16 protein-coding genes are annotated in these 22,367 nt (G+C 71.5%); 2 read left to right on the top strand and 14 right to left on the bottom strand.

Translation table 11 applies throughout. The features are described from left to right. Nucleotides 1-11: 11 nt before the first annotated feature. The 3 genes from AB0K07_RS25055 to AB0K07_RS25045 form a co-directional block, all read right to left on the bottom strand. Nucleotides 12-2,606, bottom strand: coding sequence for a bifunctional FO biosynthesis protein CofGH (locus AB0K07_RS25055; protein ID WP_363758128.1), 2,595 nt, complete (start codon nucleotides 2,604-2,606; stop codon nucleotides 12-14). A gap of 2 nt (nucleotides 2,607-2,608) precedes the next feature. After that, nucleotides 2,609-3,658: a transaldolase family protein gene (locus tag AB0K07_RS25050; protein WP_363758126.1), complete on the bottom strand. Its 1,050-nt coding sequence runs from the start codon at nucleotides 3,656-3,658 to the stop codon at nucleotides 2,609-2,611. A 79-nt stretch (nucleotides 3,659-3,737) separates the two neighbouring features. Further along, entirely contained in the window at nucleotides 3,738-4,163 is a 426-nt protein-coding gene (locus tag AB0K07_RS25045) for a PPOX class F420-dependent oxidoreductase (RefSeq protein ID WP_363758124.1), read from the bottom strand. A 257-nt stretch (nucleotides 4,164-4,420) separates the two neighbouring features. On the opposite strand from AB0K07_RS25045, the gene AB0K07_RS25040 reads away from it, so the two are divergent. Together AB0K07_RS25040 and AB0K07_RS25035 are read left to right on the top strand one after the other, a co-directional pair. Beyond that, nucleotides 4,421-5,332 carry an NmrA/HSCARG family protein gene (locus tag AB0K07_RS25040; RefSeq protein WP_363758122.1) on the top strand — a complete coding sequence of 304 codons (912 nt, stop codon included), beginning with the start codon at nucleotides 4,421-4,423 and terminating at the stop codon, nucleotides 5,330-5,332. A gap of 30 nt (nucleotides 5,333-5,362) precedes the next feature. Next, nucleotides 5,363-6,205 carry a DUF6081 family protein gene (locus AB0K07_RS25035; protein ID WP_363758120.1) on the top strand — a complete coding sequence of 281 codons (843 nt, stop codon included), beginning with the start codon at nucleotides 5,363-5,365 and terminating at the stop codon, nucleotides 6,203-6,205. A gap of 64 nt (nucleotides 6,206-6,269) precedes the next feature. Here the strand turns inward: AB0K07_RS25035 and cofC are convergent, their stop codons facing one another. From cofC to AB0K07_RS24980, 11 genes are all read right to left on the bottom strand, one after another. Next, on the bottom strand, nucleotides 6,270-6,902 hold the full coding sequence (cofC, locus tag AB0K07_RS25030; protein WP_363758118.1) for a 2-phospho-L-lactate guanylyltransferase: 633 nt from the start codon (nucleotides 6,900-6,902) through the stop codon (nucleotides 6,270-6,272). Next, nucleotides 6,899-7,903, bottom strand: coding sequence for a glucose-6-phosphate dehydrogenase (coenzyme-F420) (gene fgd, locus AB0K07_RS25025; protein WP_363758116.1), 1,005 nt, complete (start codon nucleotides 7,901-7,903; stop codon nucleotides 6,899-6,901). Before fgd ends, cofC begins: the two co-directional genes overlap by 4 nt. A gap of 178 nt (nucleotides 7,904-8,081) precedes the next feature. Further along, nucleotides 8,082-9,590: a hypothetical protein gene (locus tag AB0K07_RS25020; RefSeq protein WP_363758114.1), complete on the bottom strand. Its 1,509-nt coding sequence runs from the start codon at nucleotides 9,588-9,590 to the stop codon at nucleotides 8,082-8,084. Between the two features lie 156 nt (nucleotides 9,591-9,746). After that, nucleotides 9,747-11,870: a ThuA domain-containing protein gene (locus AB0K07_RS25015; protein ID WP_363758112.1), complete on the bottom strand. Its 2,124-nt coding sequence runs from the start codon at nucleotides 11,868-11,870 to the stop codon at nucleotides 9,747-9,749. A 32-nt stretch (nucleotides 11,871-11,902) separates the two neighbouring features. Further along, nucleotides 11,903-14,773 (bottom strand): ricin-type beta-trefoil lectin domain protein, encoded by a 2,871-nt coding sequence (locus AB0K07_RS25010; RefSeq protein ID WP_363758110.1) that lies wholly within the window; start codon nucleotides 14,771-14,773, stop codon nucleotides 11,903-11,905. A gap of 168 nt (nucleotides 14,774-14,941) precedes the next feature. After that, a complete protein-coding gene (locus tag AB0K07_RS25005; protein ID WP_363758108.1) occupies nucleotides 14,942-18,082 on the bottom strand; it encodes a glycoside hydrolase family 95-like protein in 3,141 nt (1,046 codons plus the stop codon). A 395-nt stretch (nucleotides 18,083-18,477) separates the two neighbouring features. Continuing rightward, nucleotides 18,478-19,527: a DnaJ domain-containing protein gene (locus tag AB0K07_RS25000; RefSeq protein WP_363758419.1), complete on the bottom strand. Its 1,050-nt coding sequence runs from the start codon at nucleotides 19,525-19,527 to the stop codon at nucleotides 18,478-18,480. Nucleotides 19,528-19,627: 100 nt separating this feature from the next. Continuing rightward, complete coding sequence (locus AB0K07_RS24995) at nucleotides 19,628-20,143, bottom strand: HIT family protein (protein ID WP_363758106.1); 516 nt, start codon at nucleotides 20,141-20,143, stop codon at nucleotides 19,628-19,630. Then, nucleotides 20,140-20,538, bottom strand: coding sequence for a nuclear transport factor 2 family protein (locus AB0K07_RS24990; RefSeq protein ID WP_363758104.1), 399 nt, complete (start codon nucleotides 20,536-20,538; stop codon nucleotides 20,140-20,142). The genes AB0K07_RS24995 and AB0K07_RS24990 overlap by 4 nt, the downstream gene beginning before the upstream one ends. A 189-nt stretch (nucleotides 20,539-20,727) precedes the next feature. Further along, nucleotides 20,728-21,150 carry a VOC family protein gene (locus AB0K07_RS24985; protein ID WP_363758102.1) on the bottom strand — a complete coding sequence of 141 codons (423 nt, stop codon included), beginning with the start codon at nucleotides 21,148-21,150 and terminating at the stop codon, nucleotides 20,728-20,730. 290 nt (nucleotides 21,151-21,440) lie between these two features. Further along, nucleotides 21,441-22,268 (bottom strand): DUF72 domain-containing protein, encoded by an 828-nt coding sequence (locus tag AB0K07_RS24980; RefSeq protein ID WP_363758100.1) that lies wholly within the window; start codon nucleotides 22,266-22,268, stop codon nucleotides 21,441-21,443. Between the last annotated feature and the right edge of the window lie 99 nt (nucleotides 22,269-22,367).

Below are 22,367 nucleotides of genomic sequence, written 5' to 3'. Positions count from 1 at the left end.
CGTACCTGCGCTCAGTGTTGCCCGACCACCGGTAGGAGGGCCCGGGCGGGCGTCGCGGAAGCCGCCGCCGCCGCCCGCCGCTCGGCCGGCACCTCGCCGTAGAGCGTGGTCCGCTGCCGGACCGGACGGCCCAGCGGCGCGCAGATCTCCCGCAGCTGCGCGACACTCTTCGCCGAGCCGTGCGGGCTGCCCGCCATGCGGCTGATCGTCTCCTCCATCAGCGTGCCGCCCACGTCGTTCACGCCCCCGGACAGCATCAGGCGGCTGCCGTCCACACCGAGCTTGACCCAGCTCGTCTGGATGTTGCGGATCCGGCCGTGCAGCAGGACGCGGGCCATCGCGTGCACCGCCCGGTTGTCCCGCTCCGTCGGCCCTGGGCGGGCGATGCCGGCCAGGTAGACCGGCGCGTTGGTGTGCACGAACGGCAGCGGAACGAACTCGGTGAAGCCGTTCGTCTGCTCCTGAAGGCGGGCGATGAGCCGCAGGTGTGCGACCCAGTGCGCCGGGGTGTCGACGTGCCCGTACATCATCGTGGCGGTGGTGGGGATGCCGAGCCCGTGCGCGGTGGTGACCACCTGCACCCAGGTGGCCGCCGGCAGCTTGCCCCGGGTGAGGATCCACCGCACGTCGTCGTCGAGGATCTCGGCAGCCGTGCCGGGCAGCGAGTCCACCCCGGCGGAGCGGGCCGCGGTGAGCCAGTCCTCGATGGACATGCCGGTCCGCGAGGCGCCGTTGACCACCTCCATCGGCGAGTACGCGTGCAGGTGCAGCCCGGGTACCCGCCGCTTCACCTCGGCCGCCAGGTCGAAGTACGCGGTGCCCGGCAGGTCGGGATGAATGCCGCCCTGCATGCAGATTTCGGTGGCACCCGCCCGCCAGGCCTCCGCCGCCCGGTCCCCGACCTGGGCCACCGACAGCGTGTACGCGTCCGCGTCGCTGCGCCGCTGGGCGAAGGCGCAGAACCGGCAACCGGTGTAGCAGACGTTGGTGAAGTTGACGTTGCGGTTCACCACGTAGGTGACCTCGTCGCCGACCGCCTCCCGGCGCAGCGCGTCCGCCAGCGCGCAGAGCTGCTCCAGACCCGGCCCCTCGGCGGTCATCAGCGTCAACGCGTCCCGCTCACCGAGCCCCGCCGGGTCCTTCTCGGCCCGCCTCAGCGCGGCAACCACGTCCCTCTCGAGTCGGCCGCCGGCCGGCGCCGACGTCGTTCTCGCCCGCTCCCGCAGTGCGTCCCAGTCGCCGTACACCTCGGAGAAGTCGGAGCGGCGCCGGTCGCCGGGGGGTCGGCGGTCGACGGCGAGGTGCAGATCCGTCCGGCCGCTCGCCCGCCAGCCGTCCGCCGGCTCCTGCCAGGGAATCCCGGTCGGGCGGCGACCCGGCACCGCCAGCCCGGTCTCCGGGTCGACGAGCGCCCGGACGTGCGGCAGGACCCGCGGGTCGAGCCAGGAACCGCCGCGGCAGACGTACTCCGGCTGGACCGCCAGCCGCTCGTGCAGCGTGAAACCCGCACGCTCGGTCCACCGTGCCAGCTCGTCCAGCGCCGGCCAGGAGCGTTCCGGGTTCACGTGGTCGGCCGTCACCGGGGAGACGCCGCCCCAGTCGTCGACACCGGCCCGCAGCATCAGCCCATGCTGCTCACCGACCAGGTTCGGCGGCGCCTGGATCCGGGCCGACGGCCCGAGCACCAGCCGGGCCACGGCGATCGTCGCGGCCAGTTCCGTCAGCTCCGCGTCCGGCACGTCCCGCATCGCGGTGTCCGGCTTGGCGCGGAAGTTCTGCACGATCGTCTCCTGGATGCCCCGGTAGGCCCGGGCCACCCGGCGGATCGCGAAGAGCGACTCAGCCCGCTCGACCCGGGTCTCCCCGATGCCGACCAGCACGCCCGTGGTGAACGGCACCGCCGACCGGCCGGCGTCCTCCAGCACCCGCAGCCGGACGGCCGGCTCCTTGTCCGGTGAGCCGTGGTGCGGCCCGCCCGGGTCGCTCCACAGCCGGGTCGCGGTGGTCTCCAGCATCATCCCCATCGAGACCGACACCGGCTTGAGCCGCTGCAGGTCGGACCAGGACAGCACCCCCGGGTTGAGGTGCGGAAGCAGGCCGGTCTCCTCGAGCACCCGGATCGCCATCGCCCGTAGGTAGGCCAGCGTGTCCGGGTAACCGTGCGCGTCCAGCCACTCACGTGCCGCCGGCCAGCGCGACTCCGGCCGGTCGCCGAGGGTGAACAGGGCCTCCTTGCACCCGGCGCGGGCGCCCGCCGCCGCGATGTCGAGCACCTGGTCCGGGCTCAGGTACGCGTCGGGCACCCGGTGCGGGACCGTGGCGAACGTGCAGTAGTGGCAGCGGTCCCGGCACAAGCGGGTGAGCGGGATGAAGACCTTCGGCGAGTACGTGACCATGCCGGGCCGGCCTGCCGCGGCGAGGCCCTGGTCGCGTACCCGCCCGGCCACGCCGACCAGCTCGTCCAGGTCCTCGCCGCGGGCCGCCAGCAGCACGGCCGCCTCGCCGACGTCGAGGCTCACCCCGTCCCGGGCCCGGCGCAGCGCCCGGCGCAGCGCCGACCGGGTCGGAACGTCCTGTTCCGGCGCGCCCGTACGTCGACCGGACATTCTCAACCGACCGGCTGACGCTGCGCCGCCGCGACCGTGTCGCGCAGCCGTTGCCAGGCGGTGGTGGCCCGGGCGAGCGCCTTCTCGCGCAGCACCCGGTGCACGTCGTCGTGGTCGACGCCGATCGCGGTCAGCCGCTCCAACACGGCGTGGGCGTCCTCGTAGGAGCCGTGCACGGTGTCCCCGCGCACCTCACTCTGCTCCACGACGGCGGCGAAGGTGGCCGCCGACAGCACGGTCAGCACCCCCGGGGCCACCAGCTCGTCGACATACCGGGTCTCCAGGTAGTACGGGTCGCGGACCTGCGTCGACGTCCAGGCCAGCCGGGGTCGGGGGCCACCCAGGGCGGTCAGATCCGTCCAGCCGCGGCCGCGCAGGGCGTTCTCGAACGCGGCGTACGTCATCCGCGCGCCGGCCAGCGCCGCGGTGCCGCGCAGCCGGGCCGAGCCGTCCGTGCCGATCGCCCAGAGCCGCTTGTCGACCTCGGTGTCCACATCCGCCACCGGCACCGAGACGATCGCGGGCGGGAAGCCCTCCGCGGCCGTCAGGCCCTCCCGTACCGCGTCGAGCACGGTCCGCAGCTGCGCCGGCGCGTACACCAGGGTCACGTTCACCCCGATTCCCTCGGCCAGCAGGGCGGTCACCGCCGCCGGCGCGGTCGCCGTGGCCGGGACGGCGAGCAGCAGGTTCGGCCGGTCGACCAGCTCGGTCAACCGCCGTGCCTCGGCCACCGTGCCGTCGGGATCGTCGGCCAGCCGGGGGTCGATCTCCAAACTCACCAGGCCGTCACGGCCGCCCGAGGCGTCGTACCCCGGTCGCAGTGCGTCGGCGGCGTGCCGGGCCACGTCCGCGCCGGCCCGGCGCACCGCGTCGTCGATGTCGTCGCCCACGGTGAGCGTGGCGCCGCCGCTCGGCTTGGTGAGGCCGGCCAGCAGCGCGGTGACGCCGACGACCAGGCCGGACACCGGTGGCTGGCCGGGGTCGACGGCCGCCGGGTCGTCGCGCCAGATGGTCACGCCCGCTTCCGCGAGCCGACGGAGGTTCTCGGTCACAGCTGTCGTCTCCTCGTACGTCCGCACGCCCGGTCCACCGGGCGCGACGTGGATGGCCGGGTAGGTGTCGGCGGCGCGGTCAGTGCGTCGCGGCGGCGGGGGTGACGTTCCGCCGCACCATCGCGAGGTGTTCCGGGTCCAGGCCCCAGGTGAAGAGGCGCTGCGGGTGGATGCGGATCAGCTCGGGGGAGAGGAACTCCAGCTCCGGCGGGACGGGCTGGTCGACCAGCGCCTCCGCCTGGCCGCGGATCTCGATACCCCGCACCCGCCACGGCCGCCGGGACACCACGTCGTCGATGACGAAGGACGCCTTGCCGTTCGCGGCCACGTTCTTGAACTTCTGGGTGGTGGCCATGGCGCGTCCACCGATGTCGATGCAGTCCGCTTCGGCGTTGTACCAGTAGACGACCGGGTTGTTCTGGATACTGCCGTTCGGCTGGATCGTGGCCAGCCGGCCGAGCCGCTGCGACTTCAGGTACTCGAGCTCGTCCGCGGTGAAGATCACGTCATCCTGCCCCTCGTCGGCTTCTCGCCCCGCGCCGTCACGCCGGGGCCCCGACGTGCCGTCACGCCGGGGCCCTGATCGTCGGAGCGGCGGCTCGCTCCGGACTGGAGCCGGGCTCGAGAGCCGCTCGAACCGGGCCTCGACCGGCTCTCGAACCCGGCTCTATCCCGGTCGGTGAGCCTTCGGCAGCAGGGCGCGGCGCCCCGGCGGTGGCCGGGAGACCCGTGCGGATCGCGACGAGGTACGAGGAGGCGGCCGTGTCATCACGCGCAGACCGGTGGGTGCTGGTCTTCGGTGCGACCGGGAAGCAGGGCGGTGGGACTGCCCGGCACCTACTGCGCCGGGGCTGGCCGGTGCACGCGTTCGTCCGCGATCCGGAGCGGCCCGCCGCCCGGGAGCTCCGGGCGTTGGGTGCGACGCTCGTCGTCGGCGACCTGGACGACGTCGGGTCGATCCGCGCCGCCATGACCGGGGCGTACGGGGTGTTCAGCGTGCAGACGCCGCTGAGTCAGGGCGGCGTGCCGGCGGAGGAACGGCACGGCGTCAACATCGCCGACGTGGCCGGCGAGATCGGGGTGGGGCACTTCGTGCACAGCTCCGTCGGCGGGGCCGAACGTCCCGAGGGGGTGTTCTGGCGCGAGGCGAAGCTGCGGATCGAGGAGCGGATCCGCAAGCACGATCTGCCCGCGACCTTCCTACGCCCCACCTACTTCATGGACAACTTCAGCCAGTACCCGCCGCTACTGGAGAACGGCGAGCTGGTGTACCGGCGCGGCCTCGCCCCCGGCAAGCCGTTGCAGATGATCGCCTCCGGCGACATCGGGTTCTTCGCCGCGGCGGCGTTCGACGATCCGTCCACCATCGGGGCGAAGATCGAGCTGGCCGGAGACGAGCTGACCGGTGACCAGATCGCCGAGACGTTCCAGCGGCACACCGGGCTGCCCACCCGGTTCGAGCCGGTGCCGATGGCCGAGCTGGAACGGCAGAGCGAGTGGCAGGCGACCGCGTACGGCTGGCTGAACCGGATCGGCTACCAGGCGGACATTCCCGCGCTGCGGCGGCAGTTCCCCGAGCTGCTCACCCTCGCCGGCTGGCTGGCCCGGACCGGCTGGGCGGTGAGCGCCACACACAGCGCGCCGCCTGCCGCCGGAGTCCCGCGCAACAGCTGAACCGACCCGTTTCCCTTCCTGGAGGTGGCAGTGAGCATCGAATCCGAGGCATCGACCCGTGTGGCCGCGACCGGGGAGGTGCTGCGGGACGACTTCTCGGGCCCGCTCTCGGTCGGCGACGAGACGGCGCGGTGGCGGTTGCGCCCGGTGCCGGGCTTCCCGGCGGGGGACGGTGTGCCGCGTACGGGCCCCGACGGTCTGACGGTCGTCCCCACCGCGACCGACCCGGCGACCGGTCATCCCGCGTTCGCGGAGCCGCCGCAGCCGCTGTCCGAGACCGACCACCTGCGCTGGGCGCTGATGGCGAACCGGGACACCGCCGACGGTCTCCCCGGGTTCGCCGTGCCGGCCGGCCGGTTCACCGTCCGGGCGGAGCTGTCCGTCGAGGCGTACGGCCTGGACCGGCACACGTACGGCGACGCGGTCGTCGACCCGTACCGGGACCTGCGGCTGGGGGCGGCGGCGCTGATCTGCATGGACCGCGAGACGGGAATGGTCTTCGACTTCATCGTCACCGACCGCTGCGTCTTCGCCGTCTACGAGCGGCTCGCCTTCCCGCCGCACGGGTACGCCGGGTTCTCGTACGCGGTGCCGGTGCTCGACCGGCAGCCCGCCGACGTGCACGCGCTGGCCCTCACCTACGACGCGGACCGGCGTACCGCCCACTGGCACGTGGGGGACACCGAGGTGCTGCGGGTGGACCGGATCGGCCGCCGGGTCCTCGACGCGCGGTACGCGCTGCGGGACAACGGCCGGCCGGAGGAGTCCGCCACGCCCCGCCAGCTCACCGTGGGTCTGGCGCTCTTCGCCGACCGTCTCTGGGGTCAGGGCGTCCGCCTGGACGTGCGACACGTGACAGCCCACCGGGACTGACCGGACACCGGCGGTACGACCGCGGCAGCCGAATCCGGTTGTCGCGGTCGCGGTGCTGCCGTGGTCAGACCGGAAGCCACGGACTCCCGACGTAGGCGTGCCGGGCCGCCGCGAGCAGCCCGGTCGAGGCCCGGCCGATCCCCAGCCGGACGGCGTCGCGCAGGTCCGCCACGGTGTCCACGTCCCGGCGCAGACCGGGCAGCGCCACTCGGCGGGTGAGGTCCGCCATCCCCGCGGCGACGTGCCGCAGGTGCGAGTCCGGCCCGTACGCCGGGCGCAGCCAACGTCCGCAACGCGCGGTCAGCAGGGTGGTGCCCGACCCGGGTGCGTCCGCCAGCACAGCGGTGTCCAGCTCCGCCGCGACGGCCAGCGCCACCGCCAGCTCGGCGGGGCGGGCCGCCGGGAGGTCGCCGGCGAGCACCGCGACCGGGCCGTCGAACCGGGCGGCGGCGTGCGCCACCGCCGCCGACAGGCCGCCGCCCGGATCCGGCAGCACCGGTACGCCGTACCGGTCTCCGGCGGGTTCCGCGCTGACCAGGCACACCCGCGCCACCGGGGCGGCGGCGGTCAGCACGTCGACGACCATCGCCTCCGCCACCGCCCGGCGCAGCGCCGGAGGGAGGGCGAGTCGGCTCTTGGCCCGGTCCAGCCGCTTCAGCGGCACCAGGACGGTCCAGGGACGGTCGGTCGCGGTCACACCCGTGCGTCGGCCTGGAGCAGGGGCAGCACCTTCGTGCTGTAGAGACTGAGGAACTGCGCCTGGTCCGGGCCGGGGGCGTGGAACACCAGGTGCCGGAAGCCCAGGTCGAGATACTCCTGGACACGGGCCGCGTGCTCGACCGGATCGGACGAGACGATCCACCGGCTCGCGGCCCGGCTCAGCGGCAGCGCCGCCGCCCGGCGCTGCATCTCCACCGGGTCGTCGACGCCGGTCTTCTCCTCGCCGGTGAGCGCCAGCGCGGCCCAGTGGGCGGTGTCGCGCAGCGCCCGCTCCGGCTCCGGGTCGAACGACACCTTCAGCTCGATCGTCAGGTCGATGTCGTCCACGGCACGGCCGGCCTGGCCGGCGCCCTCCCGTACGGCGGGGAGCAGCTTCTCCGCGTACAGGTCGCGGCCCTTGCCGCTGGTGCAGATGAAGCCGTCCCCCTCCCGGCCGGCGAGCCGCGCGGCCACCGGCCCCGCGCCGGCGACGTAGAGCGGCACCGGACGGGCCGGCCGGTCGTAGACGGTGGCCCGGTCGGTGCGGTACCACCGCCCGTCGAAGGTCACCCGCTCCTCAGTCCACAGCCGGCGAATCAGCCGGACGGCCTCGGTCAGCCGGGCCAGCCGTTCCGCCAGCGCCGGCCACGCGGCGCCGAGCGGCGCCTCGTTGAGCGACTCGCCGGAGCCGACGCCCAGCACCACCCGGTCGGGGGCGAGGCAGCCCAGCGTGGCGAAGGCCTGCGCGACAACGGCCGGGTGGTAGCGAAACGTCGGCGTCAGCACGCTCGTGCCCACCACCACCCGGCGGGTACGCGCGAGCAGGGCGCCCAGCCACGGCAGCGCGGCCGGGGCGTGCCCGTCGTCGTGCCGCCACGGCTGGAGATGGTCGCTGACGAAGACCGAGTCGAAGCCGCACTCCTCGGCGAGCACCGCGTACTCGAGCAGCTCCCGTGGGCCGAACTGCTCGGCGGACGCCTTGTAGCCGAACCTGACCATCTGCCACCCCTGTTCTCCGTCGGTACCTCGACGATCAGGGCAGCGGTTAGCGGACGCCTCGAACCCGGGTCGAGCCGGCCCCACCGCGGCGGGCGGTCCGGTCCCCGGCCGGGACACGCTGAACGGCTGGCGCAGCGCGGCCAAGCCCCGGCCGTCGTCCCGCCCGCCCGGGCGGCGGTCAGCCGCCGACCAGGTCGAACCGCTCCCAGGGCCCGATCGCGGTCCGGTTGGCGATCAGCGGAGCGGCCCCGGCGTTCTCCGCGACCACGTACCGGTCGTTCACCGCGGCGCGCAGGCTCACGCTCCCGTCGCCGTTGCGGACGAGGTGGAACGTCTCCCAGAGTCCGACCGCCGTCCGGTTGGCGATCAGCGGGGCCGCCCCGGCGTTCTCCGCGGTCACGTACTGGCCGTTGGCGCGGGATCGAAGGGAGACCCTGCCACCGCCGAGGTCCGCGAGGTCGAACTGTTCGGCGGTCCCGATCGCGGCCTGGTTGGCGATCAGGGCGGAGGCGCCACCGGCGGCGGCGCTGACGTAGCGGCCGTTGGCGTGGGCCCGCAGGCTCACCGGCCGCTGCGGGCCGGGCGCCGGGTCGACGGACGGATCGAACCGGTTGGCCCAGTAGCGGGTGCGTTCCAGGTACGCGGTCTCGGCGGCGACACCGGTGCGACCGTACGCGCCGGAGTAGGTCAGGTAGCCGTGACCGCCGGGCGGGTTCGCGCTCGCCGGCTCGATCGTCGAGCCCTCGTGCCACTCGTTGAACGAGGTGATGGACACCCAGGTGGGCGGGCCGCCGTGTGCGGTGTTCAACGCGTTGGTCCACTGCTGGTCGTACAGGGCGCCGTTGGCCCGCTCGGCGGTCGGTGTGGTGTTGCCCGGGACGGCCCGGTCGTCGAGGTAGCCGGGTGCCACCGAGGGTGCCCAGACCAGGCCGTTGGCCCGGCAGTAGGCGCTGGCGGAGGCCCAGCCGGGTGCGGTGGCACCGGCGATCCCGTCGTAGGTGTACATCCCGCCGAAGTGGGCGACCTTGGTGGTGTCGGTGGTCTGGGCCAGCACGATGCTGGTGTTGCGGACCTGCGCCAGCGGCGACCAGTCGGTGATCCGCAGGCTCTCGAAGACGTAGAACGGCGCCCGGTTGCCGTGTGCCGCGTCGCGGTGGAACGCCGGGTGGCTGCCGTACCGGTTGTGGATGTACGTGATGTCGGCGACGGTCGAGGTGGCCGTCCGCCCGGCGTACGGCTCCAGGTGCCAGGCGACCCGCAGGCCGTACGCGGCGGCCGCGTCGAGCACGGTCCGGGTCAGGTTGTCCTCATAGGAGCCCTGGCCCCACCAGCTGTAGACGAGCACCCCGACCCCGGCGTCCCGGATCCAGGCCATGTGCTGACGCACGGTGGCCGGGTCGCCGGAGTCGTACGCACCCAACCTCGGGTAGAAGTTCGCGCCGACGTCCTGCGGTGGGGTGTGACCGCCCTGCGGCCAGTGCCGGTAGCTGCCGGCGACGCTCGGGTTGCCGTACCAGGAGTAGTAGAAGATGTGCACGTTGCTGGCGGTCGCGGCCATGGGCTGCACCGGGGCGGCGGCGGTCGGCGGCTGTGTCGCCGCGCCCGCCTGGGCGACGGGCGCGGCGGCGAGACCGATCGCCGCGACCAGGGCGGCGACCGCACGCGGCCAGCGGTTCTTCGGATGCATGACGCTCCAACAGGTTGAGGGGCAGCCGGTGCGGCCGGGGGACGCCGGCCGCACCGGCTGCCCTGGTGGTGGTCCGCCGTCACCGGAGGGGACGGTCCGACGGCGGGCCCGGTGGGGGATCGGTTCCTCGGAGGGCGAGGCGGGGAAGGGACGGGGTCAGCTGCCGTGGACCTCCAGCTCCCACAGCGAGTAGCCGTACGCGGGCAGGGCACGCTGGGTGCCCTGGACGCGCAGGTAGCGGCCGGTGGCCGCGACGGGGATGTCGTCCACGCCGCCGTCGCCGGTGGTCGTGGTGTAGGCGGGCGACCAGGTCAGGTTGTCCGTGGACACCTGCACCTGGTACGCCCGCGCGTACGCCGCCTCCCAGGTCAGGCGGACCCGGTCGAGAGTGCGGGACGCGCCGAGGTCCACGGAGATCCACTGCGGGTCGGCGTAGGCGCTGCCCCACCGGGTGCCCGGGTTGCCGTCCACGGCGTTGGCGGCGACGTGTGCGCTACCCGGTTCGACGCTGGACGTGGTGACCGGCCGGCCCCGGGAGAGCAGGGTGCCACCGGACGCGGTGCCGTAGACGTTGAGGTCCCACAGCGAGTAGCCCCACTGGGTGGCCCGCTGGGTGCCGTACACGCGCAGGTAGCGGCCGGTGCCGCTCACCGTGACGTCGTCAACGCCGCCGTCGCCGGTGGTCGTGGTCTGCACCGGCGACCAGGTGACGTTGTCCGGTGACACCTGTACCTGGTACGCCCGTGCGTGGGCGGTCTCCCAGGCCAGCCGGACCCGGTTGATGGCGTACGTGGCACCCAGGTCGACGGAGATCCACTGCGGGTCGGCGTAGGCGCTGCCCCACCGGGTGCCCGGGTTGCCGTCGACGGCGTTGGTGGCGACGTGTGCGCTGCCCGGCTCCACGCTGGATGCGGTCACCGGCCGGCCCCGGGCCAGGTCGGTGGCGGGCGGCTCACTCGGACCGTCCGTCTTGATCCGCACGTTGCGGTAGTTGATGTCCAGCCCGGCGCCGTCGTTCTGCAACCCGATGTAGCCGTTGGCGATGGCCCGGCTGCTGACGTAGTCGTTGATCTTCAGTCCGTTGAGCCAGATCTCCACCCGCTGGCCGTGCACGCCGATCTCGTAGGTGTTCCAGGAGCCGGGTGGGTTGAGCGCCGCCGCACGGGCGGCGGCGTTCGGCGCCTGGAAGCTGTAGACGCTGCCGGTGGTGCGCGACGGGTCGGCGTCGGTGGCGTCGATCTGGATCTCGTGGCCGGCGTCGACCGGGCCCCACGGATCGCCCTGCGGATCGGGGAACCCGATGAAGACCCCGCCGTTGTCGTCGCCCGGCATCATCCAGTCGACCTTCAGTGAGTAGTTGCCGAAGGTGCGCACCGGGTACCAGAGCAACCCCATGCCGCCGTACGAGGTGAGGGTGCCGTCGGTCAGCGTGAAGCCGCCCGGCCCGGCCTGCTGCCACTGCGCGAGGCTGGCCTGGGTGCCGTCGAACAGCGGGGTGTAGCCGGGCTCCGGCCGACAGTCGGCCGCCACGGCGCCGGCCGCCACCTGGATGCCGCCGAGCAGCATCCGGGTGAAGTTCGGGTCGCTGTAGCTCTCCTCGGTGTGGCCGAGACCGGTGTACCAGGAGCGTCCGCCGCCGTAGCTGTGGCACCAGGTGATCGGGTGGTCGCCACCCATCGACCCGCCGCTGTACGACGACTCGTCGAGGCTGGCCAGCACCTTGACCGCGGAGCGGGGGTTGGCGCGGTAGTTGTACCACTCGTCGGTGCGGGTCCAGGTCGACGGCAGGTGGGCGGTGGACGGGTTGGCCCGGTCCTCGACCCGGACGGTGGCCTGCTGCGTCGCCGGGTGCGAGGCGAAGTACGCCCCGACCAGGCCGCCGTACCACGGCCAGTCGTACTCGGTGTCGGAGGCGGCGTGCACCCCGACGAAGCCCCCGCCGGCGGCCAGGTACGCCTCGAACGCGCTCTGCTGGCCGGCGTTGAGCACGTCGCCGGTGGTGCTGAGGAAGACCACCGCCTGGTACTGGGCGAGGTTGGCCGTGGTGAAGGTGGCCGCGTCCTCGGTGGCGGTGACGGTGAAGCCGTTCGCCGCACCGAGTTGCTGGATCGCGGCGATGCCGTTCGGGATGGAGGAGTGCCGGAAGCCGGCGGTCTTGGAGAAGACCAGGACCTTGGCCAGCGGTGCGGCCTCGGCCGGGGTCGGGGTCGTCGCGCCGGCGGCGACGGTGAGTCCGGCGACCGCGGCGGCGGCTACCGCGGTGATGGCGCGTCTGCGCATGGGGGCTCCTTGCGGGGTGTCGGACGGACGGGTCACGGCAGGGTCCAGTTCTGCGCGGCGGTGCCGTTGCAGTCGTAGATCTGCAACTGCCGTCCGTTGGTCGGCGTGGAGGCGGGGATGTCGAGGCAGCGGTTGGCCTGCGGGTTGCGCAGGCTGCCGTTGGCGCCGGACACCCACTGCTGGGCCCCGGTGCCGTTGCAGGTCCACAGGTGGATCGGCGTGCCGTTGGTGGTGCCGCTGGACTGGACGTCCAGGCACTTGCCCAGGCTGCGGAGCGTGCCGTCGCCGGGCAGCGTCCACTGCTGGTTGGTGGCGCCGGTGATGCAGTCCCACATCTGCACGCGGGTGCCGTCGGCGGTGCCGCCGGCGTTGACGTCGACGCACTTGCCCATGCCCCGGATCGGGCCGGTGCGGGTGCCGCCGGCCGGGGTGCTCACGCCGGCGCCGGTGAACGTGTAGCTGTCCAGGTCGAGCAGGGCGCCTCCGGTGCCGCCGGTGAACACGACGTACAGGTCGTGGGTGTTGTCGTCGGGCTTGGTGACCGGTGCGCTGACCTCGGTGTAGGTGTCCCAGCCGCCGGTGTTGGGCACGGTGACCCGGGCGACCTCCGGGCCGGTCGGCGAGTCGTACCGGAAGGAGACGACGTTGCCGGCCTTGTCCGAGGAGACCCGGGCCCGAATCCCGGTGATGCCCTTCAGGCTTACCGCGTGGTGCCGGACGTACTCGCCGTTCTGGATGTCACCGAGCCGCCGGCCGCCCTCGGCGCCGCCCGCGTTGATCACCTGGGGGCCGTTCAGCGAGACGTAGTGCTCGGCCTGCCACTGCTTGGGCCAGAGCGTGACGTCCTTCTCGGCGGTCAGCGGGACCGTGCCGGGGGCGCCCCGGTCGGTGTAGCCGGCCCGCAGCACGAAGAAGAGCACGGAGTCGGGCCCGGCGTGCACCGGTCCGGTGTTGACGGTGAAGCCGCAGCCGGTGCCCTGGCCCTCCTCGTGGGCGTGCTCCTGGTGGCCGAGGGCCGCCCGGATCACCACGCTGGCGCACCCGATGGTGCCGTCCTGCGCGTCGGTGGCGCTGCCGGTGGCGGTCAGGTTCTCGTCCCAGGAGAACAGGCCGCCGTTGGAAATGCCGTTGAGGGAGACGATGGGCCGGTTGTTGCCCACCACGACGGCCACCTGCGCGGTGCCGGACCGGCCCGTGCCGTCGTTCACCGTGAGCCGGGCACGCTTGTCGCCGTTGCTGGCGTACGTGTGGGTGGGGTTCGCGGCGGTGGAGTCGACGGTGCCGTTGCTGTCGAAGTCCCACGCGTAGGTCAGCGGGTCGCCGTCGGGGTCGGTGCTGCCGGCGCTGGAGAAGCTGACCGTCAGCGGGCTGAGGCCGTTGTCCGGGGTGGCCGAGGCGACGGCGGTCGGGGAGCGGCCGCCGGCCACATAATTGATCTTGTAGAGGCCGGCGGCGGCGTCGCCGGAGAAGTAGCCGTTGCCGTACTCCAGCAGGTAGAGCGAACCGTCCGGCCCGAACTCCATGTCGATCGGGTGGACGAACGACATCCCGGCCAGCACCGGCTCGATGACGGTCGGGTTGCCGGTGCGCGCGTTGCCGTTGTCGAACTGGACCTCCTTGATCCAGTTACGGCAGTACTCCGTGATGAGCAGCTTGTTGTCGTAGTACTGCGGCCACTTCACGTCCGAGACGAGGGTGGGGTCGTAGTGGTAGACCTCGGCGTGGTTGGGCGAGCCGCAGCCACCCGGGTTGTCCAGGGCCGGCCACTCCCGGCTGCCGCCGTGCTGCTCCCAGACCAGCGCGCCCCGGGTCGGCGGCAGCTGCTGGAGCCCGGTGTTGCGCGACGAGTTGTTCACCGGGCCGGTGCTGCCACCGCAGGGGAACCAGCCGCGCGGCGAGTTGGTGGCGAAGTCCCAGTCGTTGTAGGCGACGTTGGGCCCGCCGCAGTACGGCCAACCGTGGTTGCCCGGCGCGGTGGCCCGGTTCCACTCGTCGTACGCCGCCGGCCCGCGGTTGGCGATCGTCGCTCCCGCGTCCGGCCCGACCTCACCCCAGTAGAGGGTGTTGCTGCTCTTCCGGTCCACCCACACGCGGTACGGGTTGCGCACGCCCATCACGTAGATCTCCGGGCGGGTGCCCGCGGTGCCCGGCGCGAAGAGGTTGCCCGCCGGGATCGTGTAGGTGCCGTTGTCCTCCGGGTGGATGCGGTTGATCTTCCCGCGCAGGTCGTTGGTGTTGCCCGAGGTCCGCTGCGCGTCGTACTGCGCGTCGCGGCTGGTCCGCTCGTCGATCGGCGCCATGCCCGCCGAGTCCCCGCCGGAGTTGGTGTTGTCGCCGACGGCGAAGTAGAGGTTCTCGTTGCTGTCCCAGGTCATCGAGCCGGCCGAGTGGCAGCAGAGCCGGCGTTCGGTCGGCCACTCGATGAGCCGGGTCTCGCTCGCCGGGTCGAGCACCAGCGTGCTCGGGTTGAAGGTGAACCGCGAGATGCGGTTGACCAGCGGCGTCGCGACCGGCGAGTAGAACAGGTACACCCAGCGGTTCGTGGCGAACCTCGGGTGCGGGGTGATGCCGATCAGGCCGTCCTCGAAGCGGGCGTCGAGCTGGAGGGTCAGCGCGACCGTGGTGGCGCGGGTGGCCGGGTTGTAGAGGCGGACCTGCCCACCGCCGGAGCTGGTGCCCCGGTTGATGTAGAGCACCTTGCCGTCGGGCAGGACGGACAGTTCGATCGGCTCTCCCATGGAGAGCCCACCGTCCAGCTTGACCTTCTCGAACTGGCTGGTCGCGGGTGGTGCCGCCACCGCTGGCGGTGCGGCGGCGGTGACCGCCACCAGGATCGGCAGCAGGCCGGCGAGGATGGCCAGGACGACGGCCGCGGAGAGGCGCGGACGCGGTGTGCGGATCATGGCGTTCTCCGGGGTTCGGGGGACGGGGACAGCCGGACCGGTCGGGCGTACGGGCACCGCGGGTGCGCGCTCGCCCGGGAGAGGGATGGGTGAAGCCGGGCCGCCGACGCCAGGCTCGACGAGACGATGCCGGCCGGCGGGCCCGTTCGGACCCGCCGGCTCGGCGATTCAGAGGGTGATCAGGTCGAACTTCTCCCAGGGGCCGATCGCGTCCCGATTCGCGATCAGTGCCTCGGCCCCGCCGTTCTCCGCCACCACGTACCTGTTGTTGACCGTCGCCCGCAGGCTGACCGAGCCGTCCGCGTTGCGGACCAGGGCGAAGGTCTCCCACGACCCGGCGGACGCCCGGTTGGCGATCAGCGGGTTGGCACCGGCGTTCTCGGCGCAGACGAACTGGTTGTTGACCCGGGCCCGCAGGGCGACGTTGCCACCGCCGAGATCGACCTGGTCGAACTGCTCCGAGCCGCCGACACCGGTGGCGGACGCCACCAGGTTGCCCGCGCCGGCGTTGGTGGCGGTGACGTAGCGGCCGTTGGCCTGGGCCCGCAGCGCGACCCCGCCTGTCGGAGGGCTGCCGCCGGTGAGGATCCGCAACGCGTCGACCATCCCGACCGAGGTGGTCTTGTTGACGATGCGGATCGTGTGCGTGCCGTTGGTCAGCCCGGTCTTGCGGAACACCACCTGCTGGGCCTGCCGGGCGCCGGCGACGTTCAGGTTGACGTTGGCCTGGAAGACGTTGTCCAGGTAGACGTCGACGTTGCCCATGTCGCTGAACCGCTCGGACAGGTACTCCACCCCGGTGCCGGTGAACGTGTAGCTGGCGGCCGAGCCGACGGTGTTGCTGTGGTGCGTGTCGTCGTTGTAGTCGCCGTACCCCCGGGCGGTGGTGTGGTACCAGTTGGCGTCGTAGGTCAACATCGTGTCGTTGACCAGCCCGCCACCGCCGACGCCGCCGAGGCCGAGGGTCGAGGCGGTGCCCGACAGGCTCTTCTCGCCCTGGTTGGCGGTGCCGGTGAGGGTGGTGGTCGCGTACGACGACAGCGGCTTGGCGGTGCGTTCCACCACGTACACCGCGTTCGCCGCGGTGGCGAAGCTGATCTCGGCGGCCGAGGTGGTGGTCAGCACGGCGTTGTCCGAGGTACGGCGGACCCGGACCTCCTGGCCGCCCCACGGGTTCACCACCCGGGCCGTCTTGCCGTGCAGGCTCCGCAGCCCGACGTACTTGACCTCGCCGGCCTCCCGCTCCGAGCTGACCAGGAAACCGTCCTTCGCCAGCAGGGTGAACTTCCCGACGAAGCTGGCGTCGGTCGGCACCGCCGGGAAGACCCGGATCTTGTCGTTGTACGACTGGAGCAGCGACTCGTTCATCGCCGCCAGGTGGATGCCGAGGTACTCGAAGACGCCGTTGGTGTTGTTGGTCATTCCGTTCGGGTAGTTCTGGTACTTCTGCAACATCGTCCGCATGCCCTGGAACGCCTGGTTGCCGAGACCGAGTCGGGCGGCGTGCACGTGGTCGTTGGACCAGACGTTGCCGTAGGGGTGTGGGCGCACGTTCCAGGTGGTGACCGCGGTCTGCTGGTCGGGGTAGCCGATGCCGGTCTGGTCGTAGGGCCAGACCAGCTCCAGCGCCACGTTCTCGTTGTTGCGGGTCTGCGAGATCGGCGGGTCGTGCGGGAGGTACGCCCCGTTCTGCACCTGGTAGGGCACCAGGTTGTTGACGATGCTCTGCCAGTTGGCCCGCAGACCGGCGTCCAGGCCGAGCTGCTGGCTCACCTGGATCGCGAGCGGGAAGAGCAGCCGCACCGCGGCCAGGTCGGTGATCGCGTTGCGGACGTCCCAGTACGTCTCGTGGGCGTTCGAGTTGGCCATGTACCACCGGCCGGTGGCGCTGTCGCGGTCCAGCATGTCCTCGTAGAACTTCACCGCCTCCCGCATGTACGGGTAGGCGGTGTTGCGCAGGTACGCCTCGTCGTTGCTGTACCGGTACTGCAGGTACATGTTGTAGGCGGCCTCGGTGCCGGTCGAGTAGAGGTCGTTGACGTAGTCGCTGTTGATCGTCCCCCGGGCGTTGCCGTCCCAGCCCATCGTCTCCGGCACCCAGAGCCCGTCACTGCCGTAGCGGGTGGTGGTGTACGACTTCAACGCGGCGAGGTTGCGGCTGTAGAGCCGGTTGAAGCCGCCCATCAGGTCGAGGTGGTTGCTGGCCAGGAACGAGTTGTAGACGTCGCGTTGGTTCCAGTACCAGTAGCCGTTGCTCCACTTGGAGTTGTCCTGCGTGGCCCGGAAGACACCGTTGATGAAGTGCAGCGGGTAGTTGCCGTAGCCGCCCGCGGCGATCATGTAGGTCGCCAGGTAGTAGACGTTCTCCAGGTAGTCGGCGTCGCCGCCCGCGTTGGAGTACTGGACGAACGACTTCGCCCAGAAGTCGTGCCACCAGGCGCGGTAGTTGTTCAACGTGGTCGTGTAGCCGGCGGTCCTGGCCGCCGCCAACTGGTTCTTCGCCTGGGTCACGGAGTTGAGGCCGGGTGAGTTGATCCGGCTGGCCGCGGTGAACCACACCGTGTAGCTCGACGTGGGGGTGATCGTCAGCCGGACGCGGGTGCCGTTGACCACCTGGGAGGTGTACGACGCTCCCTCGACGGTGGCCGCGAGGGTGTAACCGAAGTTGTTCGCGTCGGTCTGCCCACGGCTCAACCCGACGCCGGTGGCGTCGGCGAAGGTCGAGACGGTACGCCAGGTGTTCAGGTCCGGCACGTCCGCGATGTTCTGGACGGTGTTCATGTCCCACAGGCTCAGGTCGAGGCCGACGCTGGTCACCCCGGGTCGGCTGTCCTCGACGTGGATGCCCATCACCTCGGAGTTGGGCGCGCCCAGCACCGTGACGGTGCGGTTGTTGTCGTACTTCGTGGTCAGCGTCCCGTCGTACAGCGAGAGGCGCTGTTGGAAGGTGGTGTAGCCGGTGTCGAGCTGCGGGTTGCTGTACAGGTTGACCAGCCCGGCGGCGTACGTCGACTGCTGCGACAGGTCGACACCGGAGACCTGGGCGGTCAGGCCGTTGTTGTTCCAGACCATCGCGCCGGTGCGGCCGTTGCCGACGGTGAGGCCGTGCAGGGGGTTGGTGTTCGGGCGGTTGTAGACGATGTCGTGCTTGGCCAGGTAGCCGGCCCGGTTGACGTTCAACGTCCCGGTGCCAGTGCCGAAAGCGGCGTCCGTTGGCGCTGCGGTGGCCGGTCCGGCGGACCCGGTGGCGATGACACCACCGGCGAGCAGGACGGCGAGCGCGATTCGTAGCGGCGTCGTCATCTTCATCGACACGATCTCCTCTGGATCGTCCGTGCGGATGCAGGTCTCGCACCCCGGGAAATGCCCCGGTCTGCCCGCGTCCGCCGAAACGCGGGCGATGTCGAGACGGATCTGGAGCGGTGTCCACCACGCCGGGGTCGCCGACGGTTGGGTAAACATCGACCCACATCGTTGATATGCAGTTAACATCGGAGGTCTTCGAGGGTCAATGCCTAGCGGGGGAGAACTTTACGATCGAAGGGTCGGAGGTCGGCGCGATACATCGGATGTATCGGAGCCTTGATCGACCCGTCTCGCCGACGTCGCTGTCTCCCGGCGTCGGGATGCCGCCAGGTCAGCGACGGCGGTCGGTCACCTGTCGGCGGGACGCGAGTATCGGGGCTTGCGCCGCCTTGCGCGGTTCACCGTAGCCATCGGACGTGTTCTTCGACGCCGAGGATGGCCTTCCGCCAGACAGTGCAGACCAGCCCTCGGTTCAGCGACGCGAGTTGGCGGCGCGCGGTCCAACCCGCCATCGGCCGGTCGGCGATCCGGAACAGGTCATCGAGGTGGTCCAGGGGCGAGCCCACGGTCAGCAGCGTGAGCACGTCGCCGAGATTGAACGCCACCGAGATCTCCCGGATGAGATCGCGGTTCGCGATGAACAGTTTCGGCACCCACTGCGCCGGTGGATACCTCAGGCTGTACATGATCAGGTCGAATTCGAAGCAGTGGTCGTCCTCCGGCTCTGTCGCCGCGCTGCCCAGCTGCTCGACGGAGCTTTCCCAACCCGCTATGTCGGCTAATTCATGCGCTTCGGTCCGGACCACGTATTTGCGCATCGACTCTGCGGATCGGAACAGGAGTAGACGGCCCTGCGCGCCGAGGAAGATTGCCTCGGTCCGTTGGTCGTCGAGGTACGCGCGCAGCGTGTAACCCACGTCTCCGGACCGAAGCGAGATCGCGATCGGATGAATAGAAAGAGGCGGATTTCGGGGCGCGTCCTGCTGACTCGCATTTGCGAGTAGTGGGTGCGTCCACTGCGCTCTTGGGTGCTCCTGTTCGCGGGTCTCACGCTCGCGGTCCTGGCGTTCGCGCGTCTCGCGTTCGCGGTTCTGACGCTCACGGTCCTGGCGCTCACGGTTCTCGCGCTCACGGTTCTGACGCTGACGGTTCTGGCTCTGGCGGTTCCGGTTCTCACGGTCCTGGCGTTCGCGCGCCTGGCGTTCCTGACGCTCGCGGCGCTGACGTTCGCGGGCTTCACGTTCGTGGACATCCGTCAATTGCTTGTACGCCGCATTGATCTGCTGCATTTGCCGGGTTACTTCCTCCCGGACCTTCGCGGAACTCGACTGATGCCTGTCCGGATGCCAGATCTGCACGAGAAGGAGGTAGCGCTCCCGAATCTCCTCGACCGACGATTCGCGAGTCACGCCGAGAAGCGTGTACGGATCGTGTCCGTCAGGAAACATGATGTCCACCGTATGAAATATCGGGTCGCGCGTGCCGCCGTGATCATAACAGCAGTCGTCGATACGCCGACGTCAGGCACTCGCCGGGTCATATCGAACCTCAGCCACGCAGGTGCCGGCGGATGTCTCGAGCCAGCGCTGCCTGCGCCTCGTCGTCGACGTCGAGGACGCCGTTCTCGGCCATGAGGGCGTGGAACTGCTGCTGGTGGTAGGGCACGCCCGGGGGCAGCGGCGCGAGGTGCCAGTGCAGGTGCGCGTTGCCCTGGTGGCTACCGAGGCTCAGGGAGTACATCCGCTCGGTCGGCAGTGTCGCCGCGAGAGCGGTTGCGACGGTATACACGATGCCCTGGAAGCGGAGGAAGCCGTCCTGCCGCATGTCCCGCACCCAGCTCTCGATGTGCTGCTTCGGTGCGACGAGGCAGTGACCGAGCAACGTCGGATTGCGCGCGAGGAAGGCGATGCTGTCGTCGTCCTCGTGGACGACATGGTGCCGGTAGTCGGGATGACCGGTCACGAGGGCGCAGACGAAGCACGGCCCTTCGCGGACGCGACGCTCGTACTGGTCGACGTCAAAGGCGGTCCTTGCCGGCTGGCCGTCCATCTGGGCGCTCGTCACTCGAACAGGCCGGGCGGCGGCAGGTGGCGGCCCTCCGTGACGTGGGAGTAGTCGCGCGCCTCGGCCACGAGGCCGGCGTCGTCGAAGCGCAGCAACGTGCAGCCCGAGATGGTCGTGGCCTGGCCCTTGACGTGGATCACCGCCCAGTACTCCACGGCGGCCGCGTCACCGTCGACCCGCGGCTCGGCGAACCACACCTCCGCGGGGCCGGTCTCCTCGGCGAAGCACTCCTTGAGATAGACCCGGAGCCCGGAACGCCCGCGGTACGGGCGGAACATCGAGGCCCAGTGGTCGCCGTCCTCGCTCTGCAGGGCGGCGATCGCCTCGACGTCCCGGAGTGGCCAAGCATCGGTCCAGGTCGCGGCCCACCGTCGCGCCAACTCTCGAGTGTCCACGAACGCCTCCTCCGCCAACCGATGTCACCGCTGGTGGTACCAGGGACCCCTGACATCCTCGGCGGAGCACGGGCGGCCTGCTCCTGAGCCGCCAACCGTGCGACCGCCTGGGCCACGGTCCTGGCGCGCGTCCGCGCGGTCAGCCAGGTCACCCGTGCCGCGGCGTGGGGAGGGTCGAGCACCTGCACGTCAGGCCGGCTTGAGGGACGCGAGGATGTCGAGGTAGTGCGGGTTGTTCATGACGCCCAGCACGTTGCCGAACGGGTCGACCACGGCGGCCGTGACGAACCCCCCGTCCCCGTGCGGCGTGATCGGCTGGTACTCCGTGGCGCCCATGGCCAGCAGTCGCCGCACGGTCGCGTCGAGGTCGTCGACGTGCCAGTGCATGACCGCGCCGCCGGGCCCCGCCGCGCCGGGCGGCGCGTACCTGCGGTCGATGATGCCGAGCTCCGCCTGGTAGTCGCCCATGCGGAACTCGGTGTAGGCCGGGCGTCCGTCGGGCCCCGAGCGCAGGAAGTACGCCTTCGTGCCCAGGAACTCCTCGTACCAGGCGGTGGCCGCTGCCACGTCGTCCGCCCAGAAGTTGAGTGTGGCGAATCCTCGCAGGCTCATGTGTGTCCTCTCGTCGATGCCGTCGCGACCACGCTATCGACGATTGCGGAAGGAGAGCTTCCGCGATGAGCTGGTGACTTCGCCTCGCTCGGTGCCCTGGCGTCGCGGTTCTGACCATGTCCGCGCTGCCTCCGACCGCGGACAGCCACGTTGGTTGGAGCGGCTTCCGGGAGGTCACCTTCTACCCCGGACTGCCTACGAGGCCGAGCGCCACCGAAGCTTCCGCGCTTCCTGATCGGCAGGTGTCGGGGCGGGAGACCGCCCGCCCCGACCGGTGGGTGGACGGCGGGTCAGAAGAGGGTCAGGGGCTCGACCGGGATCGGCTCGGGCAGGGCTTCGAGCTGCGGCACGCGTACCCGGACATCCTCGTGGAAGCGGCGGGCGAGCAGGGGCGCGTCGGCGTTGTCCGGGGTGTGGACGAACACCGTCGGCGAGCGCCCCTCGCGTAGCCATGCGGCGACGACCTCGACCCAGCGTTGCCACCCCTCGACGGTCCGCGCCGTGTCGTCCCGGCCGAGGTACCGCACGATCGGCCGGTCGGTCAGCGCGAGCGAGCGCAGCGGCAGGCGCGGCTTCTTGACCCAGGCGTCCCTTTCCGCGTCGCTGGTCGGCGGGCTCGCGAAGAACGCGGTGGTGTCGAAGGGGACCCACTCGGCGGCCGCCGCGGTGAGGGTCTCCTCCAGGAGCCGGATCGCGCGGGGGTCGGTGAAGAACGCGGGATGGCGGACCTCGACGGCGCGTCGGTGGGACCGGGGGAGCCGGCTCAGGAAGCGGCCCAGGGTCGGGACGTCGGCGGGTGAGAACGACCCGGGCAGCTGGATCCAGAGGGCATGGGCGCGCGGGCCGAGCGGCTCGATCGCGTCCAGGAACGCGCGCATCGGCTCGTCGACGTCGGTGAGCCGGCGCTCGTGAGTGACGACCTTGGGGAGCTTGAGGACGAATCGGAAGTCGGGATCCGTCTGGGCGGCCCACGACGCCACGGTCTCCCGGGCCGGGGTCGCGTAGAACGTCGTGTTGCCCTCGACGGCGTCGCACCAGCCCGCGTAGTGCCGTAGGCGCTCCTGCGGCGGGAGAGGGTGTGCCAGCAGGCGGCCCTGCCACGACCTGTGGGTCCACATCGCGCATCCCACGTGCAGACGCACAGCCGCCCTCCCCAGGTGAACCGCCTGACCGGAGCCCACGGTATATGTGCCGCGGGACGGAACGGGACCGGCGGT

This window comes from Micromonospora sp. NPDC049301, assembly GCF_040678715.1.
Taxonomy (GTDB): domain Bacteria; phylum Actinomycetota; class Actinomycetes; order Mycobacteriales; family Micromonosporaceae; genus Micromonospora.
This window is presented reverse-complemented; position numbering and strand designations above follow the sequence as displayed.

What these genes read in the sequence shown, in the direction of transcription:
- fgd (WP_363758116.1), bottom strand. Translation starts at nt 7,903, where the DNA reads ATGGTCAGGTTCGGCTACAAGGCGTCCGCCGAGCAGTTCGGCCCACGG.
- AB0K07_RS25055 (WP_363758128.1), bottom strand. Translation starts at nt 2,606, where the DNA reads ATGTCCGGTCGACGTACGGGCGCGCCGGAACAGGACGTTCCGACCCGG.
- AB0K07_RS24980 (WP_363758100.1), bottom strand. Translation starts at nt 22,268, where the DNA reads ATGTGGACCCACAGGTCGTGGCAGGGCCGCCTGCTGGCACACCCTCTC.
- AB0K07_RS25000 (WP_363758419.1), bottom strand. Translation starts at nt 19,527, where the DNA reads ATGTTTCCTGACGGACACGATCCGTACACGCTTCTCGGCGTGACTCGC.
- AB0K07_RS25005 (WP_363758108.1), bottom strand. Translation starts at nt 18,082, where the DNA reads ATGAAGATGACGACGCCGCTACGAATCGCGCTCGCCGTCCTGCTCGCC.
- AB0K07_RS24985 (WP_363758102.1), bottom strand. Translation starts at nt 21,150, where the DNA reads ATGAGCCTGCGAGGATTCGCCACACTCAACTTCTGGGCGGACGACGTG.
- AB0K07_RS25015 (WP_363758112.1), bottom strand. Translation starts at nt 11,870, where the DNA reads ATGCGCAGACGCGCCATCACCGCGGTAGCCGCCGCCGCGGTCGCCGGA.
- AB0K07_RS25010 (WP_363758110.1), bottom strand. Translation starts at nt 14,773, where the DNA reads ATGATCCGCACACCGCGTCCGCGCCTCTCCGCGGCCGTCGTCCTGGCC.
- AB0K07_RS25020 (WP_363758114.1), bottom strand. Translation starts at nt 9,590, where the DNA reads ATGCATCCGAAGAACCGCTGGCCGCGTGCGGTCGCCGCCCTGGTCGCG.